Here is a 24,935-nt window from a genome sequence, read left to right as displayed (position 1 = left end):
CACGATGTGACGCATGACTACGCATCTGACCCATGTGTCCGCGCCCGAGGGCCTCGCCCCGAGCCCGCAGTACAGCCATGTCGTCTGGGGCACCGGCCGGTTCGTGGCCGTGTCCGGTCAGTGCGCCCTCGACGCCTCGGGCGCGGTCGTCGGCGTCGGCGACCCGGCGGCGCAGGCCCATCAGGTCTTCGACAACCTGCGCCGCTGCCTGGCCTCGGCGGGCGCGGGTTTCGAGGACGTCGTGAAGCTGACGTACTTCGTGACGGACGTGGCGCACCTCCCCGCGGTCCGGTCCGCCCGAGACGCCGCCTTCGGCGCGGCCCCGCTGCCGGCGAGCTCGGCGGTGCAGGTGAGCGCCCTGGTGCGGCCCGAACTGCTCATCGAGATCGAGGCGTTCGCGCTGATACCGGAGCCGGAGGACAAGGCCTGACGGCGCCGGGCGCGGTCCCGCCGCGCCCCCTCAAAGCCCGCTATCCGTCGAGCCGCCCCAGCGCCTGCCGGGCCGCTCCCCCGAGGCGCGGGTGCGGCAGCGCCGCCTCCAGGACGCCGCGCGCGCGGGCGTCGCCGAGCGAGCCGAGCCCCTCCACGCACGCGAGGCCGACCCGCCAGTGCGGGTCGCCGGACGCCAGCCGCCGCTCCAGGACCGCGACGAGGGCGGGCACGCTCTCCGGGGCGCGCAGCGCGGCCAGCAGCCGGACCGGCGACAGGGCGTAGGCGACGCGCAGTTCGTTGGTGGCGAGCGCGGCGGCGGCCCGGGCGGTGCGCGGGTCGCCGAGCCGGGTCAGGGCGTGGGCGGCGGAGACACAGCGCTCGGGGTCGCGGTGGTTGAGGAGGAGGACCAGCGCCTCGAAGGCGCGCGGATCGCCGGCGAGACCGAGCCGGAAGGCGGCGATCTCGCGGGCCCACAGCGGCTGTCCGGAGGCGGTGAGGGCCTCGTGCAGTTCCTCCGTCCCGAGCGGCCCGGCGAGTTCCTCGAACGCGGCGGGGACGGCGCCTTCCGCATTCTCGATCTCCTCACGCAAACGATCGATCATCGAGCGGAATTCGGGGTCCGCGGCGGCATTCATATGCCGCAGCCTATCCGCGACCCAGATCACACTTTCCTCAACTTCCGAGGGCTGGCGCGCTCGTTACCCGACGGTTAATCTCAGGTGAGCGGGTCACCCCCCGCACTTTCACAACGGCCTGGTGACGCAGCCGTTGTGCGTGGTCTTTCGGTTCGGCAGTTTCGACGTGACTCCGGGACAGAGTTCGTCGCCCCTTTTCTCGCGCGCTTTCCCGCGCCTCGCGCTCCCCTCTTCGCGCACTGCCTTCAGTCGTCACTCTTCCTCCCAGGAGTCCCCTGATGGACACCCCTCTCTCCACCATCGCCGTCGTCGGTCTCGGCACCATGGGCACCGGCATCGCCGACGTCCTCACCCGGGCCGGCCGCGAGGTCGTCGGCATCGACATCAGCGAGAACGCCGCCGCCAAGGCCGTCGCCGCCCTGGAGGCCTCCACCGCCCGCGCCGTGGACCGCGGCCGGATCACCGAGGAGGAGCGGCGGGACGTCCTGGCCCGCTTCCGTACCTTCTCCGACCTGCACGCGGCGGCCGACGCCGACCTCGTCATCGAGGTCGTCCCCGAGTCGTACGAGACGAAGCAGGAGGTCTTCCGGGCCCTGGACGGCATCGTCCGGCCCGACACGATCCTCGCCACCGGCACCAACGCGCTCTCCGTGACCCGGCTCGCCGCCGACTCCGCCCACCCCGAGCGGGTCCTCGGGCTGCACTTCTTCACCCCGGTCCAGGCGATGAAGCTGGTCGAGGTGGTCTCCTCGGTGCTGACCGCCCCGCAGGCCGTCGACGCCGTGACCGTCCTCGCGCAGGAGCTCGGCAAGGAGCCCGTCGCGGTCGGCGACCGGCCCGGCTTCGTCGCCGACGGGCTGCTCTTCGGCTACCTCAACCAGGCCGCCGCGATGTACGAGGCCCGGTACGCCTCCCGCGAGGACATCGACGCGGCCATGCGGCTCGGCTGCGGTCTGCCGATGGGCCCGCTGGCGCTGCTCGACCTGATCGGCGTCGACACCGCCCGTACCGTCCTGGACGCGATGTACGCCTCCTCGCAGGACCGGCTGCACGCCCCCGCCCCGATCCTCAAGCAGCTCAGCGAGGCGGGCCTGACCGGCCGCAAGTCGGGCCGCGGCTTCTACACGTACGCGGCCCCCGGCTCCGCCGAGGTGGTCCGCGACGCGCTGACCCCGGCGGACGCCGCCGCCACGGGCGGGGGCCGCGAGGTCCGCTCGGTGGGCGTCGCCGGTTCCGGCACCATGGCCTCCGGCATCGCCGAGGTCTTCGCCAAGGCCGGTTACGACGTCGTCCTCGCGGCCCGCTCGCAGGAGAAGGCCGACACCGCCAAGGCCCGGATCGCGAAGTCCCTGGCCCGCTCCGTCGACAAGGGCCGGATGACGGGCGAGGCGCGGGACGAGACGCTGGCCCGGATCGTCCCGGCCGGCGCGCTGGACGCCTTCGCCGAGGTCGACCTGGCGGTCGAGGCGGTCGCCGAGGACCTGGAGGTCAAGCAGGAGCTCTTCGCCCACCTGGACAAGATCTGCAAGCCGGGCGCGGTGCTCGCCACCACGACCTCCTCGCTGCCGGTCGTCGCCTGCGCGAAGGCGACGAGCCGCCCGCAGGACGTCATCGGGATGCACTTCTTCAACCCGGCGCCCGCCATGAAGCTGGTCGAGATCGTCCGTACGGTCCTGACCGCCGACGACGTGCACGCCACCGTCCGCGAGGTCACCGCGAAGATCCGCAAGCACCCGGTGGACTGCGGCGACCGGGCCGGCTTCATCGTGAACGCGCTGCTCTTCCCGTACCTGAACAACGCGATCAAGATGGTCCAGGAGCACTACGCGACCCTGGACGACATCGACGCCGCGATGAAGCTGGGCGGCGGCTACCCGATGGGCCCCTTCGAGCTCCTCGACGTGGTCGGGCTCGACGTCTCGCTCGCCATCGAGCGGGTGCTGCACCGCGAGTTCCGCGACCCGGGTCTCGCCCCCGCGCCCCTCCTGGAGCACCTGGTGGCCGCGGGCTGCCTGGGCCGCAAGACCGGGCGCGGCTTCCGCGAATATGCCCGCCGCTGAGGCCCACACCGAGCCGTACGGGCAGTGGGGAGGGCTGCTGAGCCCCTCGGGCACCCCGGGTGCCGGGCCCGGCTCCCCTCCCCCACCTGGGCACACTCCCGCTCCGATGCAGTACGTTCGGGACATGTCCAAGGCCGCGAAGACACCCCGTGCCACGTCCACGCCCGACGCTCAGGAGAGCGCGGCGGGGACCCGAGCCGCCGCGCAGCGGCTCAAGATGCGCCGGGAGCTCGCGACCGCGGCCATGGAGCTCTTCGCGACCAAGGGGTACGAGGCCACCACGGTCGACGAGATCGCCGCGCGGGCCGGAGTGGCCCGGCGGACCTTCTTCCGCCACTTCCGCTCCAAGGAAGAGGCGATCTTCCCGGACCACGACGACACCCTGGTGCGCGCCGAGGCGGTCCTGAACGCCGCCCCGCCGCACGAGCACCCGCTCGACACGGTGTGCCGGGGCATCAAGGAAGTCATGAAGATGTACGCGGGCTCGCCCGCGGTCTCCGTGGAGCGCTACCGGCTCACCCGCGAGGTGCCGACCCTGCGGGAGCGCGAGATCGCCTCGGTGGCCCGTTACGAGCGTCTGTTCACGCGCTATCTGCTCGGGCACTTCGACGAGCGCGACCACCACGACGGCAACGACGACCCGCTGCTCGCCGAGGTGGCCGCCTCCGCGGTGGTCACCGCGCACAACCATGTGCTGCGGCGCTGGCTGCGGGCGGGCGGCCAGGGCGACGTGGAGACGCAGCTCGACCACGCCTTCGCGATCGTGCGGGAGACCTTCGGCACGGGCATAGGCGCCGGCCGTCCCGCGGGCTCCGCGGGGGCCGCTCCCACGGCCGAGCCGGTGCCGGCCGCGACCGCCTCGGCGGCGGGTGACGTGGTCATCGCCGTCGCCCGGACGGACGCACCTCTCGACGAGGTCATGCGGACCATCCAGAAGGCCCTCAAGAAGGGCTGACCCACCTCCCCACCACACTCAGGCATGGGCCGTTCCCGGTTTTCCGGGGGCGGCCCATGTCGCGTTTGCGCAGCTCAGCCGGTATTTCGATCGATCATCGCTCATCTGCGGGCACCCGATCGCATCTGAGAGAAATTGTTGGCACGCAGTGCCTTGTCACGTGACACGGCGTGCCATACGTTGATGTTGTCCGGGCGGCCGGCACGACGAGGAACTCCTCGCGCGCCGGCTGTCCCCGCAAGCGATCCCGCTGGCGCGCCCGGACGCCTGCGTCACAGGCACCCCTCGCGCCGCACCCGGCGCCGCCACCGCACCACCCGGCCGAACCGACGGCACACCTCCACAGCACCACACCCCGACGTACCCCTCAGCGCGTCCCCCTCAGACGCCGCACCGCCGGAGGCACCCGTGAAGGACATCCTGGACGCGATCCAGTCGCCCGACTCCACGTCGGCCGACTTCGCCCACATCAAGCTCCCCGAGTCGTACCGCGCCATCACCGTCCACAAGGACGAGGCGGAGATGTTCGCCGGGCTGGAGAGCCGCGACAAGGACCCGCGCACGTCGCTCCACCTGGACGACGTGGCCCTGCCCGAGCTGGGCCCGGGCGAGGCCCTGGTCGCCGTCATGGCGAGCTCGGTCAACTACAACTCGGTCTGGACCTCGATCTTCGAGCCCGTCTCGACCTTCGGCTTCCTGGAGCGCTACGGGCGCCTGTCGGAGCTCACCAAGCGCCACGACCTGCCGTACCACGTCATCGGCTCCGACCTCGCGGGCGTCGTCCTGCGCACCGGCCCGGGCGTCAACTCCTGGAAGCCCGGCGACGAGGTCGTCGCGCACTGCCTGAGCGTCGAGCTGGAGTCCTCGGACGGCCACAACGACACGATGCTCGACCCCGAGCAGCGCATCTGGGGCTTCGAGACCAACTTCGGCGGCCTCGCCGAGATCGCCCTGGTCAAGTCCAACCAGCTGATGCCGAAGCCGGACCACCTCAGCTGGGAGGAGGCCGCCTCCCCCGGTCTGGTCAACTCCACCGCGTACCGCCAGCTGGTCTCCCGCAACGGCGCCGGCATGAAGCAGGGCGACAACGTCCTCATCTGGGGCGCGAGCGGCGGACTCGGCTCGTACGCCACGCAGTTCGCGCTGGCCGGCGGCGCCAACCCGATCTGTGTCGTCTCCTCCCCGGAGAAGGCCGACATCTGCCGCTCCATGGGCGCGGACGCGGTCATCGACCGCAACGCCGAGGGGTACAGGTTCTGGAAGGACGAGAACACCCAGGACCCGCGCGAGTGGAAGCGCTTCGGCTCGAAGATCCGTGAGCTGACCGGCGGCGAGGACATCGACATCGTCTTCGAGCACCCGGGCCGCGAGACCTTCGGCGCCTCCGTGTACGTCACCCGCAAGGGCGGCACCATCACCACCTGCGCCTCCACCTCGGGCTACATGCACCAGTACGACAACCGCTACCTGTGGATGTCGCTGAAGCGGATCATCGGCTCGCACTTCGCCAACTACCGCGAGGCGTGGGAGGCCAACCGCCTGATCGCCAAGGGCAAGATCCACCCCACCCTCTCCAAGGTCTACTCCCTCGCGGACACCGGCCAGGCCGCGTACGACGTCCACCGCAACCTGCACCAGGGCAAGGTCGGCGTCCTCGCCCTCGCCCCGGAGGAGGGCCTCGGCGTCCGCGACCCGGAGATGCGCGCCAAGCACATCGACGCCATCAACCGCTTCCGTAACATCTGACCCCGGGACCACAGATGACAGAGCGTCAGAAGGACCGGCCGTGGCTCATGCGGACCTACGCCGGCCACTCGACCGCCGAGGCGTCGAACGAGCTCTACCGGCGGAACCTCGCCAAGGGCCAGACCGGCCTCTCGGTCGCGTTCGACCTGCCCACACAGACCGGCTACGACCCGGACCACGTCCTCGCCCGCGGCGAGGTCGGCCGGGTCGGGGTGCCCGTCTCGCACCTCGGTGACATGCGGCGGCTGTTCCAGGACATCCCCCTGGAGCAGATGAACACCTCGATGACCATCAACGCCACCGCGATGTGGCTGCTGGCGCTCTACCAGGTGGTGGCGGAGGAGCAGGGCGCGGACATCGCCACGCTCCAGGGCACCACCCAGAACGACATCGTGAAGGAGTACCTGTCGCGCGGGACGCACGTCTTCCCGCCCGGGCCCTCGCTCCGTCTCACCACGGACATGATCGCCTACACGGTGAACCACATCCCGAAGTGGAACCCGATCAACATCTGCAGCTACCACCTGCAGGAGGCGGGAGCCACCCCGGTCCAGGAGATCGCGTACGCGATGTCCACGGCCATCGCCGTCCTCGACGCCGTCCGCGACTCGGGCCAGGTGCCCGAGGAGCGGTTCGGCGAGGTCGTCGCCCGGATCTCCTTCTTCGTCAACGCCGGGGTCCGGTTCATCGAGGAGATGTGCAAGATGCGGGCCTTCGGGCGCATCTGGGACACCATCACCCGTGAGCGGTACGGCATCGAGGACGCCAAGCAGCGACGCTTCCGCTACGGCGTGCAGGTCAACTCGCTGGGCCTGACCGAGGCGCAGCCGGAGAACAACGTCCAGCGGATCGTCCTGGAGATGCTGGCCGTCACCCTCTCCAAGGACGCCCGCGCCCGTGCCGTGCAGCTGCCCGCCTGGAACGAGGCGCTCGGCCTGCCGCGCCCCTGGGACCAGCAGTGGTCGCTGCGCATCCAGCAGGTCCTCGCCCACGAGTCCGATCTGCTGGAGTACGAGGACATCTTCGCCGGCTCGCACGTCATCGAGGCCAAGGTGGAGACCCTGGTCGCCGAGTGCCTGGCCGAGATCGAGCGGATCCAGGAGATGGGCGGCGCCATGGCCGCCGTCGAGTCCGGCTACCTCAAGGCACAGCTGGTCTCCTCGCACGCCGAGCGGCGGGCCCGTATCGAGTCGGGCGACGACAAGATCATCGGCGTCAACATCTTCGAGACGACCGAGCCCAACCCGCTCACCGCCGACCTGGACACCGCGATCCAGACCGTCGACCCGGCCGTCGAGGCCCGGGTGGTCTCCGCCGTCGGCCGCTGGCGCGCCGAGCGCCAGGAGTCCACGGACCGGCAGGGCAACGGCGACCCCTTCGTCTTCCCCACCACCCAGCAGGCCCTGGACCAGCTCAAGGAGGCCGCGAAGGGCACCGGGAACCTGATGGAGGCCACCCTGGAGTGCGCCAGGGCCGGTGTCACCACCGGCGAGTGGTCCGGGGCGCTGCGCGAGGTGTTCGGCGAGTTCCGCGCCCCGACCGGTGTCTCCTCGGCCCCGGTGGCCGTGCCGGCCGAGCCGGGCTCCCCGATGGCCGAGGTGCGCCGCAAGGTGGACCGCACGGCCCAGGACATGGGCGTCGGCAAGCTGCGCTTCCTGGTCGGCAAGCCGGGCCTGGACGGGCACTCCAACGGCGCCGAGCAGATCGCCGTGCGGGCCCGCGACGCCGGGTTCGAGGTGGTCTACCAGGGCATCCGGCTCACCCCGGAGCAGATCGTGGACGCGGCCCTGGAGGAGGACGTGCACGCCGTCGGCCTGTCGATCCTCTCCGGCTCGCACGCCCAGCTCGTGCCGGACGTGCTGGACCGCCTGCGGCTGGCCGGCGCGGCCGACATCCCGGTGGTCGTCGGCGGGATCATCCCGAACGCCGACGCCGAGGAGCTCAGGGCGGCGGGCGTGGCCGCCGTCTTCACCCCGAAGGACTTCGGCATCACGGGGATCATCGGCCGTATCGTCGACGAGATCCGCAAAGCCAACCAGCTCAACCCCCTCGAAAGCACGGAGGTCCCCGCATGACCAGCCCCGTCTCCCCCGTGAACCGGCTGCGCCCCCGCCGCTCCTGCCTGGCGGTCCCCGGCTCCAACCCCCGGTTCCTGGAGAAGGCCCAGGGTCTCGCCGCCGACCAGGTCTTCCTGGACCTGGAGGACGCCTGCGCCCCGCTGGCCAAGCCGGACGCCCGGCACACCATCGTGAAGTTCCTCAACGAGGGCGACTGGACCGGCAAGACCCGCGTGGTGCGCGTCAACGACTGGACGACCCACTGGACGTACCGCGACGTCGTCACGGTCGTCGAGGGCGCCGGCCAGAACCTCGACTGCATCATGCTGCCGAAGGTGCAGAGCGCCGAGCAGATCGTCGCGCTCGACCTGCTGCTCACCCAGATCGAGAAGACCATGGGCTTCGAGGTCGGCAAGATCGGCATCGAGGCGCAGATCGAGAACGCGCAGGGCCTGAACAACGTCAACGCCATCGCCCAGGCCTCGCAGCGCGTGGAGACCATCATCTTCGGCCCGGCCGACTTCATGGCCTCCATCAACATGAAGTCGCTGGTCGTCGGCGAGCAGCCGCCCGGCTACCCGGCGGACGCCTACCACCACATCCTGATGAGCATCCTGATGGCCGCCCGCGCCAACAACCTCCAGGCGATCGACGGCCCCTACCTCCAGATCCGCAACCAGGAGGGCTACCGCGCGGTCGCGCAGCGCGCCGCCGCCCTCGGCTTCGACGGCAAGTGGGTGCTGCACCCGGACCAGGTGGCCGCGGCGAACGAGATCTTCTCGCCCGCGCAGGAGGACTTCGACCACGCCGAGCTGATCCTCGACGCGTACGACTACTACACCTCCGAGGCCGGCGGCAAGAAGGGCTCGGCCATGCTCGGCGACGAGATGATCGACGAGGCCTCCCGCAAGATGGCCCTGGTCATCTCCGGCAAGGGCCGCGCCGCCGGTATGGAGCGCACCACCACGTTCGAGATCCCGGAGGCCTGAGTCCCATGCAGTTCGGCCGCACCTACGAAGAGTTCGAGATCGGTGCCGTCTACAAGCACTGGCCCGGGAAGACGGTCACCGAGTACGACGACCATCTCTTCTGCCTGTTGACGATGAACCACCATCCGCTGCACATGGACGCGAATTTCGCGGAGAACACGACGGACTTCAAGCGGAACGTCGTCGTCGGCAACTACGTCTACTCGCTGCTGCTCGGCATGTCCGTCCCGGACGTCTCGGGCAAGGCCATCGCCAACCTGGAGATCGAGTCGCTGCGCCATGTCGCGCCGACCTTCCACGGCGACACGATCTACGGCGAGACGACCGTCCTGGACAAGACGCCGTCGAGGTCGAAGAGCGACCGCGGCATCGTCCACGTCGAGACCAAGGGCTACAAGCAGGACGGCACCCTGGTGTGCGTCTTCCGCCGCAAGGTGATGGTCCCGACCGCCGAGTACATCGAAGCGCGCGGCGGCGAGCAGCCCGGCCGCCCCCAGCTGAAGGAACAGGGGAAGTAGTCATGGCGCGACTCGCCCAGACCCACGGTCTGACCGACGTCCAGCAGGAGATCCTCGCCACCGTCCGCGACTTCGTCGACAAGGAGATCATCCCGGTCGCCACGGAGCTGGAGCACCGTGACGAGTACCCCCAGCAGATCGTCGACGGGCTCAAGGAGCTCGGTGTCTTCGGTCTGATGATCCCCGAGGAGTACGGGGGCCTGGGTGAGTCGCTGCTCACCTACGCGCTGTGCGTGGAGGAGATCGCGCGCGGCTGGATGTCGGTCTCCGGCATCATCAACACGCACTTCATCGTGGCGTACATGCTGAAGCAGCACGGCACGCAGGAGCAGAAGGAGTACTTCCTTCCGCGGATGGCGGCCGGCGAGACGCGCGGCGCGTTCTCGATGTCGGAGCCGGGCCTCGGCTCGGACGTGTCGGCGATCACGTCCAAGGCGGTGAAGGACGGCGACGAGTACGTCCTGAACGGTCAGAAGATGTGGCTGACGAACGGCGGCACGTCAACGCTGGTCGCCGTTCTCGTCCGAAGTGACGAAGGACACCCGGAGGGGACCGCCCCCCACAAGTCGATGACGACCTTCCTCGTCGAGAAGGAGCCCGGATTCGGAGAGGTCCGTCCCGGACTCACCATTCCCGGCAAGATCGAGAAGATGGGTTACAAGGGCGTCGACACGACCGAACTCATCATGGACGGACTGCGCATTCCGGCCAATCGGGTCCTCGGCGGCGAGACCGGACGAGGGTTTTACCAAATGATGGACGGCGTGGAGGTCGGCCGCGTGAACGTGGCGGCCCGTGGTTGCGGCGTCGCGCAGCGTGCTTTCGAACTCGGCGTCCAGTATGCCCAGCAGCGTCATACTTTCGGAAAGCCGATCGCCCAGCACCAGGCGATTCAGTTCAAGCTGGCCGAGATGGCTACCAAGGTCGAGGCCGCTCATGCGATGATGGTGAACGCAGCACGCAAAAAGGACTCCGGGGAACGAAACGACCTCGAAGCGGGGATGGCGAAGTACCTCGCCTCCGAATACTGCAAGGAGGTCGTCGAGGACGCGTTCCGCATTCACGGTGGCTACGGGTTCTCGAAGGAGTACGAGATCGAGCGCCTCTACCGTGAGGCCCCGATGCTGCTCATCGGTGAAGGTACCGCCGAGATCCAGAAAATGATCATTGGCCGCCGCCTCCTGGAGGAATACCGATTCCAGGGCTGATTGTCGCTTTTGAGTCGGTTCGGCCGCGAAGAAGATCACACCCCGTGTTCGCCTTCCGGCCGTCGACTCGGTTCCTGGCTTGCCCAGTTGCGCCCCGCAACCGATAGCATCGCCGGAAAGCCGCCGTCCCCCTGTTGCCAGCGCGGCATCATCCGCTACGAAGGTCATCCATGCCCGACAGTCGAACCTCTGCACATCGCGACAGCCTCAAGGGCGCCCGCATCGCACGTGGAGCATCGCCGTGGCTTCTGCCGACCGTCGCCACCGCGGCGCTCAGCCTCGCGCGCTCCCGTAAGTCGAGGCGCGCCGCGGCCATCGCCGTGCCGACCACCGCTCTCGCGGCCGGCATGCTGTGGTTCTTCCGCGACCCCGAGCGCGAGATCGCTCAGGGCCGGGTCATCTCGCCCGCCGACGGCGTGGTGCAGAGCATCATGCCGTGGAAGGACGGACGCACCCGCGTCGCCATCTTCATGAGCCCGCTGAACGTGCACGTCAACCGTGCGCCGCTGGCCGGCACCGTGACGTCGGTGGAGCACGTCCCCGGCGGTTTCGTCCCCGCGTTCAACAAGGAGAGCGAGAACAACGAGCGCGTTGTCTGGCACTTCGACACCGAGCTCGGCGACATCGAGATGATCCAGATCGCCGGCGCCGTCGCCCGGCGCATCGTGCCGTACATCCCCCAGGGGACGAAGGTCGAGCAGGGTGACCGGATCGGTCTCATCCGCTTCGGGTCGCGCGTCGACATCTACCTTCCGGAAGGTGTCGAGGTCGCCGTCGAGGTCGGACAGACCACGACCGCGGGGGTGACTCGCATTGACCGTGATTGATCCCGACACACGGGCGGCCGACTGGGTCGCCGACGGCGACCAGGAGGCCGCCGACGACGCCGAGGAGATGCCGCTGTCGCTGAGGCTGTCCATAGCGGACGCCCTCACGCTCGGTAACGCCACGTGCGGCTTCATGGCGGTGTACTTCACCACCACCGGCATCCTGATCCCGCACCTCACCGGCAGCAGCGAGACCGGCATGGCGCGCAACAGCGCCGCCACCGCCGTGATCCTGATGCTGGCCGCGGCGATCTTCGACCTCTTCGACGGCATCGTGGCCCGCAAGCTGCGCAGCTCGCCGATGGGTGCCGAGCTCGACAACCTGTCGGACCTGATCAGCTTCGGTCTCGCCCCGGCCTACTTCGTGCTCGTGTACGGGATGGTCGCGGACGACGCGCAGCAGAAGGTCTCGGCCCTTGCCGCGATCGTGGTGCTGCTCGCGGTGGTGCTGAGACTCGCGCGGTTCTCCTGCGTGACGATGAAGGACGGCATGTTCCAGGGCATGCCGAGCCCCTTCGGCGCGCTGACCGTCGTGTCGATCATCCTCCTTGAGCTGCCGTTCATCCCGACGCTGCTCGCGATCATCGGGGTCGCCTGGCTGATGGTGAGCCGGGTCGAGTACCCGAAGCCGCGGGGCATCCTCGCGGTGGCGATGCTCAGCTGGATCGTCGGCGCCATGGCGATGCTCGCGGCGTGGGCGTTCGACGCACCGGGCGGAGCGTTCCTGCTCCAGACCGGCTGCGCACTCCAGGTGGTGCTGGGCGCCGTGATCCCCCTCTTCGCGACGGCCCGGCGAGTGAACACCTTCCGCGACAACCGGCGCGAGAGCCGGGAGGCGCGGCAGGCGGCACAGCTGCCGTAAGGACGACGTACAAGGGAAGGGCCCCGGACGCGGAAGCGTCCGGGGCCCTTTCGTATGCCGTCAGAGGCGCTTGTAGTACAGCGTCGTGGGGCGCAGGGTGCCGCCGGGGTCGGCCGCGAAGTCCGGGATGGTCCCGGCCGGGGTCCAGCCCGCCGCGCGGTAGAGCCGCTCGGCGGGGCTGCCGGTCTCGGTGTCGAGCACCAGCAGGGTGAGCCCGGTGGCCGCCGCGTGGGCCTCGGCGGCGGCGAGCAGCCGGGGGCCGAGGCCCCGGCCCCGGGCGGCGCTGTGCACCACCAGCTTGGCGATCTCGCCCCGGTGCCGCCCGTTGGCCTTGCCGTCCCGTACGAGGGTGACGGCACCCAGCAGCTCGTCCCCGGGACCGTACGCCGCCCAGACCTCCCGGGTGGAGGCCGCCGCGGACCACCAGGCGGCGGCCTCCACGGCCTCCAGAGGGGCCAGGAAGCCGACGGAGGCGCCACCGGCCACCGCGTCCACGAGGAGGGCGGCGAGGCCGTCAGGGGCCCGCTCACGCACTTCCTCGGGTGGGAGCCGCCGGATGGTCGCGAGGTGTCCGTTCATGCGGACGACCCTCACACGCCGGTGTTACGCGGGTGTGTCCGGCGGCGCCGGGACGTGCGGGACCCACCGGAGCCGGGCCGGGCCTGTCCGACCATGCGCGTCGGATCAGGCCGGGTCGTCCGGTGGGTGTGCTCGGCGCACGGCCGGACGGGCCGGACCCGGCCGGAATGGTTCGGACAGGCCCTACGCCAGGAAGTCCCGCGCGATGGCCGCCGCGACCCGCTCCAGGAGCGGCCCCGCGTTCGCCATGGACTTCGCGGGCTCCGGCTCCAGGTCGGTCAGCGGGTAGGCGCGCCGGATGCCGGCGGCGCCCAGCGCCTCGGGGGGCAGGGCGAGGCGGCCGCAGACCGCGACGACCTCCTTGCCGGCCGCCCGGGCCGCGGCGGCGACGCCCGCCGGGGCCTTGCCGTGCAGGGTCTGCTCGTCGAGGGAGCCCTCGCCGGTGATGACGAGGGTGGCGCGCTCCAGGGCCGGGGCGAAGCCCAGCACCTCCAGCATCAGCTCGATGCCGGGCCGGAAACTCGCGTCGAGGAGCAGCGCGCCGTAGCCGATGCCGCCGGCGCCGCCCGCGCCCGGGGAGGCGGCGAGCTCGGCGGCCTTGGGGCCGATGGCCTTCTCCAGGATCCGGGCGTAGTGCGCGAGGGCCGCGTCGAGGGTGGCCACGTCCTCCGGGGTGGCGCCCTTCTGCGGGCCGTACACCGCGGCGCAGCCCTTCGGGCCGGTCAGCGGGTTGTCGACGTCGCTGGCGAGGACCAGGTCGACGGCGGCGAAGCGCGGGTCGACGCCGGACAGGTCGGCGGAGGCCAGGCCCGCCAGGGCGCCGCCGCCGGGGCCGACCGGGGCGCCGTCCGCGTCCAGGAAGACCGCGCCGAGCGCGGCGAGCATGCCGGCGCCGCCGTCGGTGGTGGCACTGCCGCCCACGCCGAAGACGATCGTGGTGGCACCGGCGTCGAGGGCCGCGCGCAGCAGCTCGCCGGAGCCGTAGGTGGTGGCGGTGAGCGGCGCGAAGACCCCGGCCGGCAGGAGCTGGAGGCCGGAGGCCTCCGCCATCTCCACCACCGCCGTGGTCCCGCGCAGCGCGAACGCCGCGGTGACGGGCGCGCCGAGCGGCCCGGTCACGGTGATCTCATGGCGCTCGAATCCGGCCGCGACCGCGGCCGCGACGGTGCCGTCGCCGCCGTCCGCGACGGGCAGCGTCTCCACTTCGAGCTCCGGGACGACCTGTCGCAGGCCGGCCGTGACCCGCTCGGCGACCTGCACGGCCGTGAGCGAACCCTTGAACTTGTCGGCCGCGACCAGTACGCGGGCGACCTCAGTTACTGCTCCGTCCGTCACCTTGCATCCCTTGCTTTCGAACGTGCAGTCGCGCCGAGGCCGACCTTATCCGTAGCGGAAGACGGCGTGCCACCCCCTGATAAAGCGATATTCCGCACCATAGTGGGCCATCATGAGTACGGAACTGATCGATCAAACATCACAAGAAGGCCCTGGTCCCGGCCCCTCCCCCGGCCCCGACGGAAAAGTCATCGCCATCGGGATGGCGGTCGTCGTCGGTGTGGTCGGCTGGGCGGCGCTCGGCAAGGACTCCTTCGACAGCGCCTCCTCTTCGGCCCTGAACTGGGTCCTGTCGAATTTCGCCTGGCTCTTCGTGACCGCCGCCGACATCTTCCTGGTGCTGTGCGTGGTGATCGCGCTGAGCCGCTACGGCCGGATCCGGCTCGGCGCCGACGACTCGGAGCCGGAGTTCACCAATCTCGCGTGGATCGCGATGATGTTCAGCGCCGGCATGGGCATCGGCCTGATGTTCTACGGGGTGGGGGAACCGCTCCAGCACTTCCTGAGCCCGCCCCCGGCGAGCGGGGTGCCCGCGCAGTCGGGCGAGGCGGCCCGTACCGCCCTGGAGTACTCGTTCTTCCACTGGACGCTCACCCCGTGGGCGATCTACGGCATCGCGGGCCTCGCCCTGGCCTACGCGGGCTTCCGCAAGGGGCGCGGCAACACCCTCAGCGCCGCCTTCGTGCCGCTGATGGGCGAGCGCCGGGCGCGGTCCTGGCCGGGGAAGGCGATCGACCTGCTCGCCGTCTTCGCGACCGTGTTCGGCACGGCGACCAGTCTCGGGCTCGGCGCCCTCCAGGTCGCCAAGGGCCTGAATCTGACGATGGACGTGAAGGACTCCACGGCCACCGAGCTGATCATCATCGTCGTCCTGTCGGCGGCGTTCGTGCTCTCGGCCTTCTCGGGCCTGCACAAGGGCGTGAAGTGGCTGTCGACGCTGAACATCGTCCTCGCCGCCTGCCTGGCGGCCTTCGTCTTCCTGATCGGCCCGACCGTCTACATCCTCGACACCATCCCCGCCTCGGTCGGCGGCTATCTGCACCAGCTGCTGCCGATGGCCAGCCGCACCGGCGCGTTCACGGACCGGACCTGGCTGGGCGCCTGGACCATCTTCTACTGGGCGTGGTGGCTGTCCTGGGCCCCGTTCGTCGGCACCTTCATCGCCCGGATCTCGCGCGGCCGGACCGTGCGCGAGTTCCTCTTCGGGGTGCTGCTGGTGCCCTCGGGGGCGACGGTCATCTGGTTCTGCGTGATGGGCGGCACCGCGATCCGGCTCCAGTCCACCGGCGAGGCGGACCTGGCGACGGCGGTCAAGGACGGCCCGGAGGCCTCGCTGTTCGCGATGCTCGACGCGCTGCCGATCGGCACGGTCACCTCGTACCTGGCGATGATCCTGGTGATGACCTACTTCGTGACCAGCGCCGACTCGGCGTCCCTGGTGATGGGCTCGCTGACCAGCCGGGGCGCGCTGCATCCGCCGACCTGGCTCGTGGTGTCCTGGGGCGTGCTGATGGCCGCGGTCGCGGCGGTGCTCCTCGTGGCGGGCGGGCTCAGCTCGCTCCAGACGGCGACGATCCTGGTCGCGCTGCCCTTCGTCCTGGTGATGCTGGGCCTGTGCTGGGCGCTCCTGAAGGAGCTCCGGGTGGACCCGGGCGCGGGCCCGGCCCGGCACCAGGCGCTGCACGGGGTGCGGGACGCGGTGCGCGCGGCGGTCGGCGAGGCGATCACCGAGCAGGGTCCGTCCCGGCACCACCGGCTGCGCCGGGCGGCGAAGTCCCGCTCGGGCGGTGAGGAGGACTGACGGAACGATCTTCCGGGGCCGCGCGGGTGCGTCGGCGCGCGGCCCGACGGCGCATTCGGTAGACCGGTGTCATGGGCCTCCTCAAGCACAGCGAACTCGCCGACCGGATCCTCGGCGGCTGGACGGGGCGGATCGCCGGGAACATGCTCGGCAAGCCGGTCGAGCGCGGCGACCACTGGACGCCCGAGCGGATCGACGCCTATCTGCGGCTGACCGACGCCCTCCCCCTCACCGACTATCTGCCGGCGCCGCCCGCCGCCGGCGCGGACGGCTTCGAGCTGCGGCCCGAGTGGCCGCAGTGCGTGCGCGGCCGGATCCACGGCAGCTGCCGGGACGACGACATCGACTACTCGATCCTGGGCCTGCACCTCCTGGAGACCCGGGGCTTCGCCTTCACCACGGAGCAGGTCGGCGAGGTGTGGCTGCTGCGGCTGCCTTATCTGCAGACCTTCACCGCCGAGCGGGTCGCGTACCGCAACCTCGCCAACGGGCTGAAGCCGCCGCTGACGGCCACGTACGACAATCCGCACCAGGAGTGGATCGGCGCGCTGATCCGGGCCGACGTCTACGGCTGGACCTCCCCCGGCGACCCGCGCAGGGCCGCCGCGCTGGCCCGCCGGGACGCGGTCCTTTCGCACACGGGCAACGGGGTGTACGGGGCGATGTGGGCGGCGGCCCTGGTCGCCGCCGCGTTCACCGCGCCCGGCCCGCGCGCCGCGCTTGAGACCGCCCTGGAACGCGTCCCCGCCGGGAGCAGGCTCGCCAGGGCGGTGCGGCACACCATGGCCCTGCACGAGGCGGGCCTGCCGTGGTCCGAGACCCTCGCCGAGCTGCGGCGGGAGACCGGCGGGCTCGGCTGGATCCACACCGTGCCGAACGCCGCCGTGCTGACCGCCGGACTCCTGTACGGGGAGGGGGACTTCACCCGCACCATCACGCTCACCGTGCGCGGCGGCCTGGACACGGACTCCAACGGGGCGACGGCGGGCTCGGTGGCGGGGGTGCTGTGCGGGGCGGCGGCGATCCCGCCGCAGTGGTCGGAGCCGCTGCGGGACCGGGTGCGCAGCGCGGTGTCCGGCTTCGACGGCGTACGCATCGGCGAGCTGGCCGAACGGACCCTGCGGCTGGCTACGCTGACGGGATGACAACCCCTGAATACGCCGACTACGCCACGTACATCGCGAGCCTGCCCCGTGTCCTGGCCGGTGCGGCCGCTCTCTTCCGGGACGCCGGCGGCCGGCTCCTGGTCGTCGAGCCGAACTACCGGGAGGGCTGGACGCTGCCGGGCGGCACGATCGAGTCGGACGCGGGCGAGACGCCGCGCCAGGCGGCCCGCCGGGAGACGGCCGAGGAGATCGGCCTGGACGTGGAGCTGGGCGCGCTGCTCGCCGTCGACTGGGTGCACGGGACGGGCCGGCCGCCGATCGTGGCGTACGTGTATGACGGCGGGGTGCTGTCGGACGCGCGGTTCGCGGCGATCCGGCTCCAGGAGGAGGAGCTGATCTCCTGGAAGCTGATCGAGCCCGCAGAGGCCACGGCGTACCTGCCGGGCAGCCTGGGCCCGCGGGTGCTCGCCGCCCTCGACGCCCTGGCCTCGGGCCGCGGCCCGGCGGAGCTGGAGAACGGACGCGCGGCGCGCTGAGTCCCTGGAAAACCGGCTCGCGCGGGGCGCGGGGGCCCGCCTACGCTCGCGGTATGACCATGGTCGCGATCCTCAGCGGAGCCGGAATCTCCACCGACTCGGGCATCCCCGACTACCGGGGGCCCGACGGGCTGTGGCGGCGCGACCCGGAGGCGGAGCGGCTCGTCACCTACGGGCCGTACATGGCCGACCCGGAGATCCGCCGCCGCTCGTGGCGGATGCGGCTCGACGGGCCGGTCCTGCGGGCCGAGCCGAACGTGGCGCATCACGCCATCGCGGCCTTCGCGCGCGGCGGGCACGCGCTGCGGGTCGTCACGCAGAACGTGGACGGGCTGCACCAGGCCGCCGGGGTGCCGGAGCGCAAGGTGCTCGAACTGCACGGCTCGGCGCGGTCGGTGGTGTGCACCGCCTGCCACGCCCGGTCCTCGATGGCCGAGGCCCTGGACCGGGTGCGGGGCGGCGAGGCCGATCCGGACTGCCGGGTGTGCGGCGGGATCCTGAAGTCGGCGACCGTGATGTTCGGGCAGCGGCTCGATCCGAAGGTGCTCGGGGACGCGATGTCCATCGCCAAGGCGGCCCAGGTGTTCATCGCCGTCGGCACGAGCCTCCAGGTGCAGCCGGCCGCCTCCCTCGCGGGGATCGCGGCGGAGCACGGGGCCCGGCTGATCATCGTGAACGCCGAGCCCACGCCGTACGATCCGCTGGCGGACGAGGTGGTGCGGGAGCCGATCGGGACGGCGCTGCCCGCGCTGCTCGATCGGCTGGGTGGGGACACCCTCTAGAACAGGGTGTCCTCGCGGCCCGACTCGAAGGCCAGCAGGCGCTTTTTGCGGTCCAGGCCGCCGCCGTAGCCGGTCAGGGAGCCGCCGGCGCCGATGACACGGTGGCAGGGGACGATGACGGAGACCGGGTTCTTGCCGTTGGCCAGGCCGACCGCGCGGGAGGCGCCGGGGTTGCCGAGGGCCTCGGCGAGTTCGCCGTAGGTCCGGGTCTCCCCGTACGGGATGAGCCGCAGCTGCTCCCAGACGCGTAGCTGGAACGGCGTGCCGATGAGGTGCAACGGCAGGTCGAACGTGGTGAGTTCACCGGCGAAGTAGGCGTCGAGCTGGCGGACCGCCTCGGTGAAGGGGCGGGGGTCGGGCGAGCCGAAGCTCTCCTCCGGGGGGCGGTGGCGCTGGTCGGTCATGTGGACGCGGCTGAGGACTCCGTCGACGGCGACCAGGGTCAGCGCGTCGTAGGGGCTGTCCACGACCGTGTGCTGGACGGTGGGCATGGGCGGGGTTCCTTACGCGGGGAGATGGTTGATCGGGTGGGCGTCGGTGGCCCAGAGGTACTGGACCGCGTAGGCGCGCCAGGGCCGCCAGCGGGCGGCGCGGGCGGTGAGCGCGGCGGGGGTGGCGGGCAGGCCGAGGCCCTGGGCGGCGCGGCGGACGCCGAGGTCGCCGGGGAGGAAGGCGTCGGGGTCGCCGAGCCCCCGCATCGCGATGACCTCGGTGGTCCACGGGCCGAAGCCGGGCAGGCCGAGCAGCCGGACGCGGGCCTCGTCCCAGTCGCTCTCCGGGCCGAGGGTCAGGCTTCCGTCGGCCAGTGCCTGGACGAGGGTGAGCAGGGTGGTGCGGCGGCTGCGGGGCAGCGCGAGGGTCTCGGGGTCGAGCCCGGCGAGCGCGGCGGGGGTCGGGAAGAGGTGGGTGAGGCCGCCCTCGGGGTCGTCGACGGGGACGCCGTGCGCGGTGACCAGGCGGGCCGCGTGGGTGCGGGCGGCGGCCGTGGAGACCTGCTGGCCGAGCACGGCCCGTACGGCGAACTCGGCGGCGTCCACGGTGCGCGGCACCCGCCGGCCGGGCGCCGCGTCGACCAGGGGGGCGAGCAGCGGGTCGGCGCGCAACTGGTCGTCGACGGCGACGGGGTCGGCGTCCAGGTCGAGCAGCCACCGGCAGCGGCTGATGGCGTGGGTGAGGTCGCGCGGGTCGGTGAGCGAGAGCCGGCACAGGACGTGGTCGGCGCGGGGCGCGAGGGCGACGATCCCGTGCCCGTACGGCAGGGCGAGGGTCCTGCGGTAGGCGCCGTCGCGCCACTCCTCGACGCCGGGGACGGCGGTCGCGGCGAGGTGGCCGAAGAGGTTGGACGGGTCGAGCGGGGCGCGGAACGGCAGCCGGAGGGTGAGCGTGCCGGGGGTCGCGGCGGGCGCGGTGCGGGAGCGGGCGGCGCGGGCGCGGAGGTCGCCGGGGGTGACGGCGAAGACCTCGCGGACGGTGTCGTTGAAGGTGCGGACGGAGGAGAAGCCGGCCGCGAAGGCGATCTCGGCCATCGGCAGCGGGGTGGTCTCGATGAGCAGCCGCGCGGTCTGGGCGCGCTGGGCGCGGGCGAGGGCGAGCGGTCCGGCGCCGAGTTCGGCGAGCAGGTGCCGCTCGATCTGGCGGGCGGAGTAGCCGAGCCGGGCGGCGAGCCCCGGCACGCCCTCCCGGTCCACGACACCGTCCCGGATGAGCCGCATGGCGCGGGCGACGGCGTCGGCCCGCACGTCCCACTGGGGCGAGCCGGGGCTGGTGTCGGGCCGGCACCGCTTGCAGGCCCGGAACCCGGCCCGCTGGCAGGAGGCGGCGCTGGGGTGGAACTCCATGTTCTCGTCCTTGGGCGGGACGGCCGGGCAGCTGGGGCGGCAGTAGATCCGGGTGGTGCGGACGGCGGTGAAGAAGACGCCGTCGAAGCGGGCGTCCTTCGACCGGACGGCCCGCACGCAGCGCTCGGTGTCGGTGTGCATGGGTCAAGGATCGACGATCGACGGCGGCGAGGCTGGCGAGAAAACGACATCGACGTCCGGAGCCGACCTCACCGTCCGGAGGCGTCGTCCTCCGCGAGCGCCGTGGCGAAGACGTCGTACGCGGCGCGGTCGAAGAGGACGAAGCGGACCTCGCGGACGGGGGCGACGGCCTCCTCGCGGACGGTGCGGATCGCGATGCGCGCGCCGTCGTCCATGGGCCAGCCGTAGATCCCGGTGGAGACGGCCGGGAAGGCGACCGTCTCGGCGCCCAGCTCGGCGGCCACCCGCAGGGACTCGCCGTAGCAGGAGGCCAGCAGCTCCGAGCGGTCGTCCTCGGTGCTGTGCACGGGGCCGACGGTGTGGACGACCCAGCGGGCGGCGAGCTCTCCGGCGGTGGTGGCGACGGCGCGGCCGGTGGGCAGGCCGCGGCCGTAGTGGCCGGCGCGCAGGGCGCGGCACTCGGCGAGGATCGCGGGGCCGCCCCTGCGGTGGATCGCGCCGTCCACGCCTCCGCCGCCGAGCAGCGAGGAGTTGGCGGCGTTCACGATGACGTCGGCGTCCTGGTAGGTGATGTCGCCGAGGACGAGCACGATCGCGGGCTGGGTGGTCATGTCTCCATCCTCCCGCCGCCGTGCCCGGCGCCGCAGGTGTTTTCCCCCGGCCGCTACCGGACGGGGGTGCGGAGTCTGCGCCAGACCGCCTTGGCCGCGTTGTGGCCGGACATGCCGTGGACGCCGGGGCCGGGCGGGGTGGCGGAGGAGCAGAGGAAGACGGCCGGGTGCGGGGTGGCGTACGGGAAGAGGGACAGCTTGGGGCGCAGCACCAGCTGGAGGCCGCGGGCCGCGCCGCAGGCGATGTCGCCGCCGACGTAGTTGGCGTTGCGCTCGGCCAGCTCGGGCGGTCCCGCGGTGGCGCGGGCCAGGACGAGGTCGCGGAAGCCGGGGGCGAAGCGCTCGATCTGCCGCTCGATCGCGTCGGTGAGGTCGCCCTGCCAGCCGTTCGGGACGTGGCCGTAGACCCAGAAGACGTGCTTGCCCTCGGGGGCGCGGCCGGGGTCGACCAGGCTGGGCTGGGCGGAGATGAGGAAGGGGGTGTCGGGGGCGGTGCCGGAGGAGGCCTGGCGCAGGGCGGTGCTGATCTCCGCCGGGCTGGGGCCGATCTGGACGGTGCCGGCGCGGCGCGGGGCCTCGGCGGTCCACGGCACGGGCCCCGAGAGCGCGTAGTCGATCTTGAAGACGCTGGCGCCGTAGCGGTAGGAGTCGTAGAGGCCGCCGAGACCGGCGATCCGGGCGAGCGCGGTGGGCGAGGTGTCGAAGACGTACGCGCGGGCCGGCGGCAGGTCGTCGAGCCGCTTGACCTCGTAGTCGGTGTGGACGGCGCCGCCGAGCTCCTTCAGATACGAGGTGAGGGCGTCGGCGATGGACTGGGAGCCGCCCCGGGGCAGCGGCCAGCCGCCCGCGTGCGCGGCGAGCGCGAAGACCAGGCCGACGGCGCTGGTGGCGACGCCGTCGAGCGGGGCGATGACATGGCCGACCAGACCGGCGAACAGGGCGCGCGCCTTGTCGTCGCGGAAGCGGCTCGTCAGCCACGTGGACGGCTGGACTCCGGCGAGCCCGAAGCGGGCGAGGGTGACCGGGTCGCGGGGCAGGGCCGTGAGCGGCAGCTGCATGAAGTCCGCGCTGAGGGTGTCCCACTTGCCGAGGAAGGGTGCGACGAGCCGCCGGTAGGTCCCGGCGTCGCGGGGGCCGAAGGAGGCGGCGGTCTCGGCGACGGAGCGGGAGAGGACGGCCGCGGTGCCGTCGTCCCAGGGGTGGGCCATGGGCAGCGCGGGGTGCAGCCACTCCAGGCCGTGGCGGTCCAGCGGCATCGTCTTGAAGACCGGCGATCCGGCGCCCAGCGGGTGCACCGCCGAGCAGGGGTCGTGGCGGAAGCCGGGGAGGGTGAGCTCCTCGGTCCGGGCTCCGCCGCCCACGGTGGACTTCGCCTCGAAGACCGCGACGGAGAATCCGCGCCGGGCGAGCTCCACGGCGGCGGTCAGTCCGTTGGGCCCCGCCCCCACGACGACGGCATCGAGCATCGACGGCACCTTCGGACTCCTTCGTCAGCCGATGGCCAGTGATCCCAGCATATGTGCGGCCCCGTAAGGGACTTACCCGGCCCCGAGCAGGGACCGGATCCGCTCCGCGGTGGCCGCGTCGCGGGCCGCGGTGAACGGCAGCGCGTTGCCCCCGGTGACGCGGTACCGCTCGCCGGTGAGGGTGCGGTCGGTGCCGCCGGCCTCCTCGACCAGGAGCAGCCCGGCCGCGTGGTCCCAGGCGTACTCCCAGGAGAACGCGACCGCGTCGAGCTCGCCCTTGGCGACGGCCAGGTACTCCAGGCCCGCCGAGCCGCAGGGGCGGGGCCGGACGCCCTCGGTGCGCAGGCCGAGCAGGGCGCGCTTCTGGTCCGGGGTGGTGTAGTCGGGGTGCGAGGTGGCGACGGACAGGGCCGCTCCCGGGGCGGGCGCGCCCGCCCGTATGCCCTGCCCGTTGACCGTGGCGCCTCGGCCGCGCACCGCGACGGCCAGCTCCTCCAGGACGGGGGCGTAGGTCCAGGAGGCGAGGAGCTCGCCGCGCCGGGCGAGCGCGACCAGGGTGCAGAAGCCGGCCTCGCCCTGGACGAACTGGCGGGTGCCGTCCACCGGGTCGACGATCCAGACGGGGGCGTCGCCCTGGAGCGCCTCGTACACCGAGGGGTCGGCGTGCACGGCCTCCTCGCCGACGACGACGGAGCCGGGCAGCAGGGCGGTGAGGGAGGCCGTCAGGTGGGCCTCGGCGGCCCGGTCGGCGACGGTGACCAGGTCGTGCGGCCCGTTCTTCTCGACGATCTCCTCCGCGCCGAGCTGCCGGAAGCGCGGCATGATCTCGGCGGCGGCGGCCTTGCGGACGGCCTCCTCCACCTCGGCCGTGCCACCGGCCAGGACATGCGCCAGGAAGGCCGCGCCTGCCGCGGTCAGGGTGCTCTCGGTGCTCTCGATGCTCTCGGGGTATGCGGTCATGTGACCAGCCAAGCACACCCGGCTGACATTCCGGAGGCCCCGTGGCGACCTGTGGACAACCGGAGGGCGACCCTCGGGCCCCGAGTACGCTTTGATCGAGTTCACCCCTTTACCTCCAGGGAGGGTCCCGTGCACGGCGAGTACAAGGTTCCGGGCGGCAAGCTGGTCGTCGTCGACCTCGACGTGGAGGACGGCGTGCTGCGCCGGGTCCGGGTCGCGGGCGACTTCTTCCTGGAGCCCGACGAGGCGATCCTGGCGATCGACCGCGCTCTTGAGGGCGCCCCGGCCGACACGGACGCGGCCGGTCTCGCGGTCAGGATCGACGCGGCGCTGCCGCCCGGGACGCAGATGTACGGGCTGACCACGGAGGGCATCGGGGTGGCGGTCCGCCGGGCCCTCGCGCACGCCACGGACTGGACGGACTACGACTGGCAGCTGATCCACGAGCCGCCGCAGTCCCCCGCCCTGCACATGGCGCTCGACGAGGTGCTGACCGCCGAGGTCGCGGCGGGCCGGCGACCGCCGACGCTGCGGGTCTGGGAGTGGGGCTCCCCCGCCGTCGTCATCGGCAGCTTCCAGTCGCTGCGCAACGAGGTGGACCCGGAGGCGGCGGAGCGGCACGGCATCGAGGTGGTGCGCCGGATCAGCGGGGGCGGCGCCATGTTCATCGAGCCGGGCAACACCATCACGTACTCGCTCTCGGTCCCCGACGCCCTGGTCCAGGGCCTGTCCTTCACCGACAGCTACGCGTATCTGGACGACTGGGTGCTGGGCGCGCTCGGCGACATGGGCGTCAAGGCCTGGTATCAGCCGCTCAACGACATCGCCACCGACGCCGGCAAGATCGCGGGGGCCGCGCAGAAGCGCATGGTCGCGGGCGACGGCGCGGTGCTGCACCACGTGACCATGGCGTACGACATCGACGCCGACAAGATGACCGAGGTGCTGCGCATCGGCCGGGAGAAGCTCTCCGACAAGGGCACCAAGAGCGCCAAGAAGCGTGTGGACCCGCTGCGCCGCCAGACCGGGCTGCCCCGGGAGGCGGTCATCGAGCGGATGATCGCCTCCTTCCGCTCCCGTTACGGCCTGTCCGAGGGCACGGTCACGGAGGAGGAGCTGACCCGGGCGAAGGAGCTCGCGGAGACGAAGTTCGCGACTCCGGAGTGGACCGCCCGGGTGCCGTAGGCGGTGTCCGGCTCAGGTGCGGGCGACCAGGATGAACTCGTTGTACGGGAAGACCTTGCCGACCGACCGCGCGAAGGGGAACGAGTACGTGCGGTCGACGGTGAGTCCCACCTTCTCCGCGTGCCCGCGCAGGCCCTCGAAGTCGACGAAGCGGACGTGCGTGGCGTCCGTCTTGTAGCCGGCCTCCTGCGGCGTGATGAGGACGACCGAGCCGCCCGGCTTCACCAGCGGCAGGTACTGCTCCAGGATCGAGTTCCCCAGGGACTCGTCCATGTGCTCCAGGACGTGCGCGCACAGCAGCGAGTC

General features: G+C 71.9%; 23 protein-coding genes and 1 pseudogene. 15 read left to right on the top strand and 9 right to left on the bottom strand.

Annotation, left to right across the window (positions count from 1 at the left end; all coding sequences use genetic code 11):
- Positions 1-13: 13 nt before the first annotated feature.
- Positions 14-430, top strand: a complete 417-nt coding sequence (locus ABTZ54_RS11190; RefSeq protein WP_351660045.1) for a RidA family protein — start codon at positions 14-16, stop codon at positions 428-430.
- A gap of 40 nt (positions 431-470) precedes the next feature.
- Here ABTZ54_RS11190 and ABTZ54_RS11185 read toward each other — a convergent pair whose 3' ends face one another.
- Positions 471-1,067 carry a HEAT repeat domain-containing protein gene (locus ABTZ54_RS11185; RefSeq protein WP_351660042.1) on the bottom strand — a complete coding sequence of 199 codons (597 nt, stop codon included), beginning with the start codon at positions 1,065-1,067 and terminating at the stop codon, positions 471-473.
- A 278-nt stretch (positions 1,068-1,345) separates the two neighbouring features.
- On the opposite strand from ABTZ54_RS11185, the gene ABTZ54_RS11180 reads away from it, so the two are divergent.
- The 9 genes from ABTZ54_RS11180 to pssA all read left to right on the top strand — a co-directional run bounded on the left by ABTZ54_RS11180 (position 1,346) and on the right by pssA (position 12,289).
- Positions 1,346-3,127, top strand: a complete 1,782-nt coding sequence (locus tag ABTZ54_RS11180; protein ID WP_351660039.1) for a 3-hydroxyacyl-CoA dehydrogenase family protein — start codon at positions 1,346-1,348, stop codon at positions 3,125-3,127.
- A gap of 106 nt (positions 3,128-3,233) precedes the next feature.
- On the top strand, positions 3,234-4,082 hold the full coding sequence (locus tag ABTZ54_RS11175) for a TetR family transcriptional regulator (RefSeq protein WP_351660036.1): 849 nt from the start codon (positions 3,234-3,236) through the stop codon (positions 4,080-4,082).
- 408 nt (positions 4,083-4,490) lie between these two features.
- Positions 4,491-5,828, top strand: coding sequence for a crotonyl-CoA carboxylase/reductase (gene ccrA / locus ABTZ54_RS11170; RefSeq protein WP_351660033.1), 1,338 nt, complete (start codon positions 4,491-4,493; stop codon positions 5,826-5,828).
- A gap of 14 nt (positions 5,829-5,842) precedes the next feature.
- On the top strand, positions 5,843-7,903 hold the full coding sequence (locus tag ABTZ54_RS11165; protein WP_351660030.1) for an ethylmalonyl-CoA mutase: 2,061 nt from the start codon (positions 5,843-5,845) through the stop codon (positions 7,901-7,903).
- The gene (locus ABTZ54_RS11160) at positions 7,900-8,874 is read left to right on the top strand and encodes an HpcH/HpaI aldolase/citrate lyase family protein (RefSeq protein ID WP_351660027.1); all 975 of its coding nucleotides are present in this window, start codon (positions 7,900-7,902) and stop codon (positions 8,872-8,874) included. Before ABTZ54_RS11165 ends, ABTZ54_RS11160 begins: the two co-directional genes overlap by 4 nt.
- Before the next feature lie 5 nt (positions 8,875-8,879).
- On the top strand, positions 8,880-9,392 hold the full coding sequence (locus ABTZ54_RS11155) for a MaoC family dehydratase (RefSeq protein ID WP_351660024.1): 513 nt from the start codon (positions 8,880-8,882) through the stop codon (positions 9,390-9,392).
- 2 nt (positions 9,393-9,394) lie between these two features.
- Positions 9,395-10,600: an acyl-CoA dehydrogenase family protein gene (locus ABTZ54_RS11150; RefSeq protein ID WP_351660021.1), complete on the top strand. Its 1,206-nt coding sequence runs from the start codon at positions 9,395-9,397 to the stop codon at positions 10,598-10,600.
- 170 nt (positions 10,601-10,770) lie between these two features.
- The gene (locus tag ABTZ54_RS11145) at positions 10,771-11,427 is read left to right on the top strand and encodes a phosphatidylserine decarboxylase (RefSeq protein WP_351660018.1); all 657 of its coding nucleotides are present in this window, start codon (positions 10,771-10,773) and stop codon (positions 11,425-11,427) included.
- On the top strand, positions 11,420-12,289 hold the full coding sequence (pssA, locus tag ABTZ54_RS11140) for a CDP-diacylglycerol--serine O-phosphatidyltransferase (RefSeq protein ID WP_351660819.1): 870 nt from the start codon (positions 11,420-11,422) through the stop codon (positions 12,287-12,289). Before ABTZ54_RS11145 ends, pssA begins: the two co-directional genes overlap by 8 nt.
- A gap of 60 nt (positions 12,290-12,349) precedes the next feature.
- Here the strand turns inward: pssA and ABTZ54_RS11135 are convergent, their stop codons facing one another.
- The gene (locus tag ABTZ54_RS11135) at positions 12,350-12,868 is read right to left on the bottom strand and encodes a GNAT family N-acetyltransferase (protein ID WP_351660015.1); all 519 of its coding nucleotides are present in this window, start codon (positions 12,866-12,868) and stop codon (positions 12,350-12,352) included.
- Between the two features lie 183 nt (positions 12,869-13,051).
- Positions 13,052-14,203: a glycerate kinase gene (locus tag ABTZ54_RS11130; protein ID WP_351660012.1), complete on the bottom strand. Its 1,152-nt coding sequence runs from the start codon at positions 14,201-14,203 to the stop codon at positions 13,052-13,054.
- A 112-nt stretch (positions 14,204-14,315) separates the two neighbouring features.
- On the opposite strand from ABTZ54_RS11130, the gene ABTZ54_RS11125 reads away from it, so the two are divergent.
- The 4 genes from ABTZ54_RS11125 (at position 14,316) to ABTZ54_RS11110 (ending at position 18,428) form a co-directional block, all read left to right on the top strand.
- Positions 14,316-16,004: a BCCT family transporter gene (locus tag ABTZ54_RS11125; RefSeq protein ID WP_351660009.1), complete on the top strand. Its 1,689-nt coding sequence runs from the start codon at positions 14,316-14,318 to the stop codon at positions 16,002-16,004.
- A gap of 71 nt (positions 16,005-16,075) precedes the next feature.
- On the top strand, positions 16,076-17,149 hold the full coding sequence (locus ABTZ54_RS11120) for an ADP-ribosylglycohydrolase family protein (protein ID WP_351660006.1): 1,074 nt from the start codon (positions 16,076-16,078) through the stop codon (positions 17,147-17,149).
- Entirely contained in the window at positions 17,146-17,646 is a 501-nt protein-coding gene (locus tag ABTZ54_RS11115) for an NUDIX domain-containing protein (RefSeq protein ID WP_351660003.1), read from the top strand. The genes ABTZ54_RS11120 and ABTZ54_RS11115 overlap by 4 nt, the downstream gene beginning before the upstream one ends.
- Positions 17,647-17,699: 53 nt before the next feature.
- Positions 17,700-18,428 carry an SIR2 family NAD-dependent protein deacylase gene (locus tag ABTZ54_RS11110; RefSeq protein WP_351660000.1) on the top strand — a complete coding sequence of 243 codons (729 nt, stop codon included), beginning with the start codon at positions 17,700-17,702 and terminating at the stop codon, positions 18,426-18,428.
- Here the strand turns inward: ABTZ54_RS11110 and ABTZ54_RS11105 are convergent.
- From ABTZ54_RS11105 to ABTZ54_RS11085, 5 genes are all read right to left on the bottom strand, one after another.
- Positions 18,425-18,919 carry a methylated-DNA--[protein]-cysteine S-methyltransferase gene (locus ABTZ54_RS11105; protein WP_351659997.1) on the bottom strand — a complete coding sequence of 165 codons (495 nt, stop codon included), beginning with the start codon at positions 18,917-18,919 and terminating at the stop codon, positions 18,425-18,427. The genes ABTZ54_RS11110 and ABTZ54_RS11105 overlap by 4 nt on opposite strands.
- A gap of 12 nt (positions 18,920-18,931) precedes the next feature.
- Positions 18,932-20,407 carry an AlkA N-terminal domain-containing protein gene (locus ABTZ54_RS11100; protein ID WP_351659994.1) on the bottom strand — a complete coding sequence of 492 codons (1,476 nt, stop codon included), beginning with the start codon at positions 20,405-20,407 and terminating at the stop codon, positions 18,932-18,934.
- A 68-nt stretch (positions 20,408-20,475) separates the two neighbouring features.
- Positions 20,476-21,018 (bottom strand): O-acetyl-ADP-ribose deacetylase, encoded by a 543-nt coding sequence (locus ABTZ54_RS11095; protein WP_351659992.1) that lies wholly within the window; start codon positions 21,016-21,018, stop codon positions 20,476-20,478.
- 53 nt (positions 21,019-21,071) lie between these two features.
- On the bottom strand, positions 21,072-22,493 hold the full coding sequence (locus ABTZ54_RS11090; RefSeq protein ID WP_351659989.1) for a phytoene desaturase family protein: 1,422 nt from the start codon (positions 22,491-22,493) through the stop codon (positions 21,072-21,074).
- Positions 22,494-22,556: 63 nt separating this feature from the next.
- Positions 22,557-23,444, bottom strand: coding sequence for an inositol monophosphatase family protein (locus ABTZ54_RS11085; RefSeq protein WP_351659986.1), 888 nt, complete (start codon positions 23,442-23,444; stop codon positions 22,557-22,559).
- A gap of 129 nt (positions 23,445-23,573) precedes the next feature.
- On the opposite strand from ABTZ54_RS11085, the gene lplAB reads away from it, so the two are divergent.
- Positions 23,574-24,629, top strand: a complete 1,056-nt coding sequence (lplAB, locus tag ABTZ54_RS11080) for a lipoate-protein ligase LplAB (protein WP_351659983.1) — start codon at positions 23,574-23,576, stop codon at positions 24,627-24,629.
- A 12-nt stretch (positions 24,630-24,641) separates the two neighbouring features.
- Here the strand turns inward: lplAB and ABTZ54_RS11075 are convergent.
- Positions 24,642-24,935 (bottom strand): annotated as a pseudogene (locus ABTZ54_RS11075) (class I SAM-dependent methyltransferase); the annotation flags it as partial.

It is taken from the genome of Streptomyces sp. NPDC094032 (genome assembly GCF_040303965.1).
Classification (GTDB): domain Bacteria; phylum Actinomycetota; class Actinomycetes; order Streptomycetales; family Streptomycetaceae; genus Streptomyces.
The sequence above is the reverse complement of the archived record's forward strand: the minus strand, read 5'-3'. Positions and strand labels throughout refer to the sequence as shown.

Bases quoted from the DNA above. Each gene is read 5' to 3' on its own strand.
- ABTZ54_RS11190 (WP_351660045.1), top strand. From the start codon at position 14: ATGACTACGCATCTGACCCATGTGTCCGCGCCCGAGGGCCTCGCCCCG.
- ABTZ54_RS11185 (WP_351660042.1), bottom strand. From the start codon at position 1,067: ATGAATGCCGCCGCGGACCCCGAATTCCGCTCGATGATCGATCGTTTG.
- ABTZ54_RS11180 (WP_351660039.1), top strand. From the start codon at position 1,346: ATGGACACCCCTCTCTCCACCATCGCCGTCGTCGGTCTCGGCACCATG.
- ABTZ54_RS11175 (WP_351660036.1), top strand. From the start codon at position 3,234: ATGCAGTACGTTCGGGACATGTCCAAGGCCGCGAAGACACCCCGTGCC.
- ABTZ54_RS11165 (WP_351660030.1), top strand. From the start codon at position 5,843: ATGACAGAGCGTCAGAAGGACCGGCCGTGGCTCATGCGGACCTACGCC.
- ABTZ54_RS11160 (WP_351660027.1), top strand. From the start codon at position 7,900: ATGACCAGCCCCGTCTCCCCCGTGAACCGGCTGCGCCCCCGCCGCTCC.
- ABTZ54_RS11155 (WP_351660024.1), top strand. From the start codon at position 8,880: ATGCAGTTCGGCCGCACCTACGAAGAGTTCGAGATCGGTGCCGTCTAC.
- ABTZ54_RS11150 (WP_351660021.1), top strand. From the start codon at position 9,395: ATGGCGCGACTCGCCCAGACCCACGGTCTGACCGACGTCCAGCAGGAG.
- ABTZ54_RS11145 (WP_351660018.1), top strand. From the start codon at position 10,771: ATGCCCGACAGTCGAACCTCTGCACATCGCGACAGCCTCAAGGGCGCC.
- ABTZ54_RS11135 (WP_351660015.1), bottom strand. From the start codon at position 12,868: ATGAACGGACACCTCGCGACCATCCGGCGGCTCCCACCCGAGGAAGTG.
- ABTZ54_RS11125 (WP_351660009.1), top strand. From the start codon at position 14,316: ATGAGTACGGAACTGATCGATCAAACATCACAAGAAGGCCCTGGTCCC.
- ABTZ54_RS11120 (WP_351660006.1), top strand. From the start codon at position 16,076: ATGGGCCTCCTCAAGCACAGCGAACTCGCCGACCGGATCCTCGGCGGC.
- ABTZ54_RS11115 (WP_351660003.1), top strand. From the start codon at position 17,146: ATGACAACCCCTGAATACGCCGACTACGCCACGTACATCGCGAGCCTG.
- ABTZ54_RS11110 (WP_351660000.1), top strand. From the start codon at position 17,700: ATGACCATGGTCGCGATCCTCAGCGGAGCCGGAATCTCCACCGACTCG.
- ABTZ54_RS11105 (WP_351659997.1), bottom strand. From the start codon at position 18,919: ATGCCCACCGTCCAGCACACGGTCGTGGACAGCCCCTACGACGCGCTG.
- ABTZ54_RS11100 (WP_351659994.1), bottom strand. From the start codon at position 20,407: ATGCACACCGACACCGAGCGCTGCGTGCGGGCCGTCCGGTCGAAGGAC.
- ABTZ54_RS11095 (WP_351659992.1), bottom strand. From the start codon at position 21,018: ATGACCACCCAGCCCGCGATCGTGCTCGTCCTCGGCGACATCACCTAC.
- ABTZ54_RS11085 (WP_351659986.1), bottom strand. From the start codon at position 23,444: ATGACCGCATACCCCGAGAGCATCGAGAGCACCGAGAGCACCCTGACC.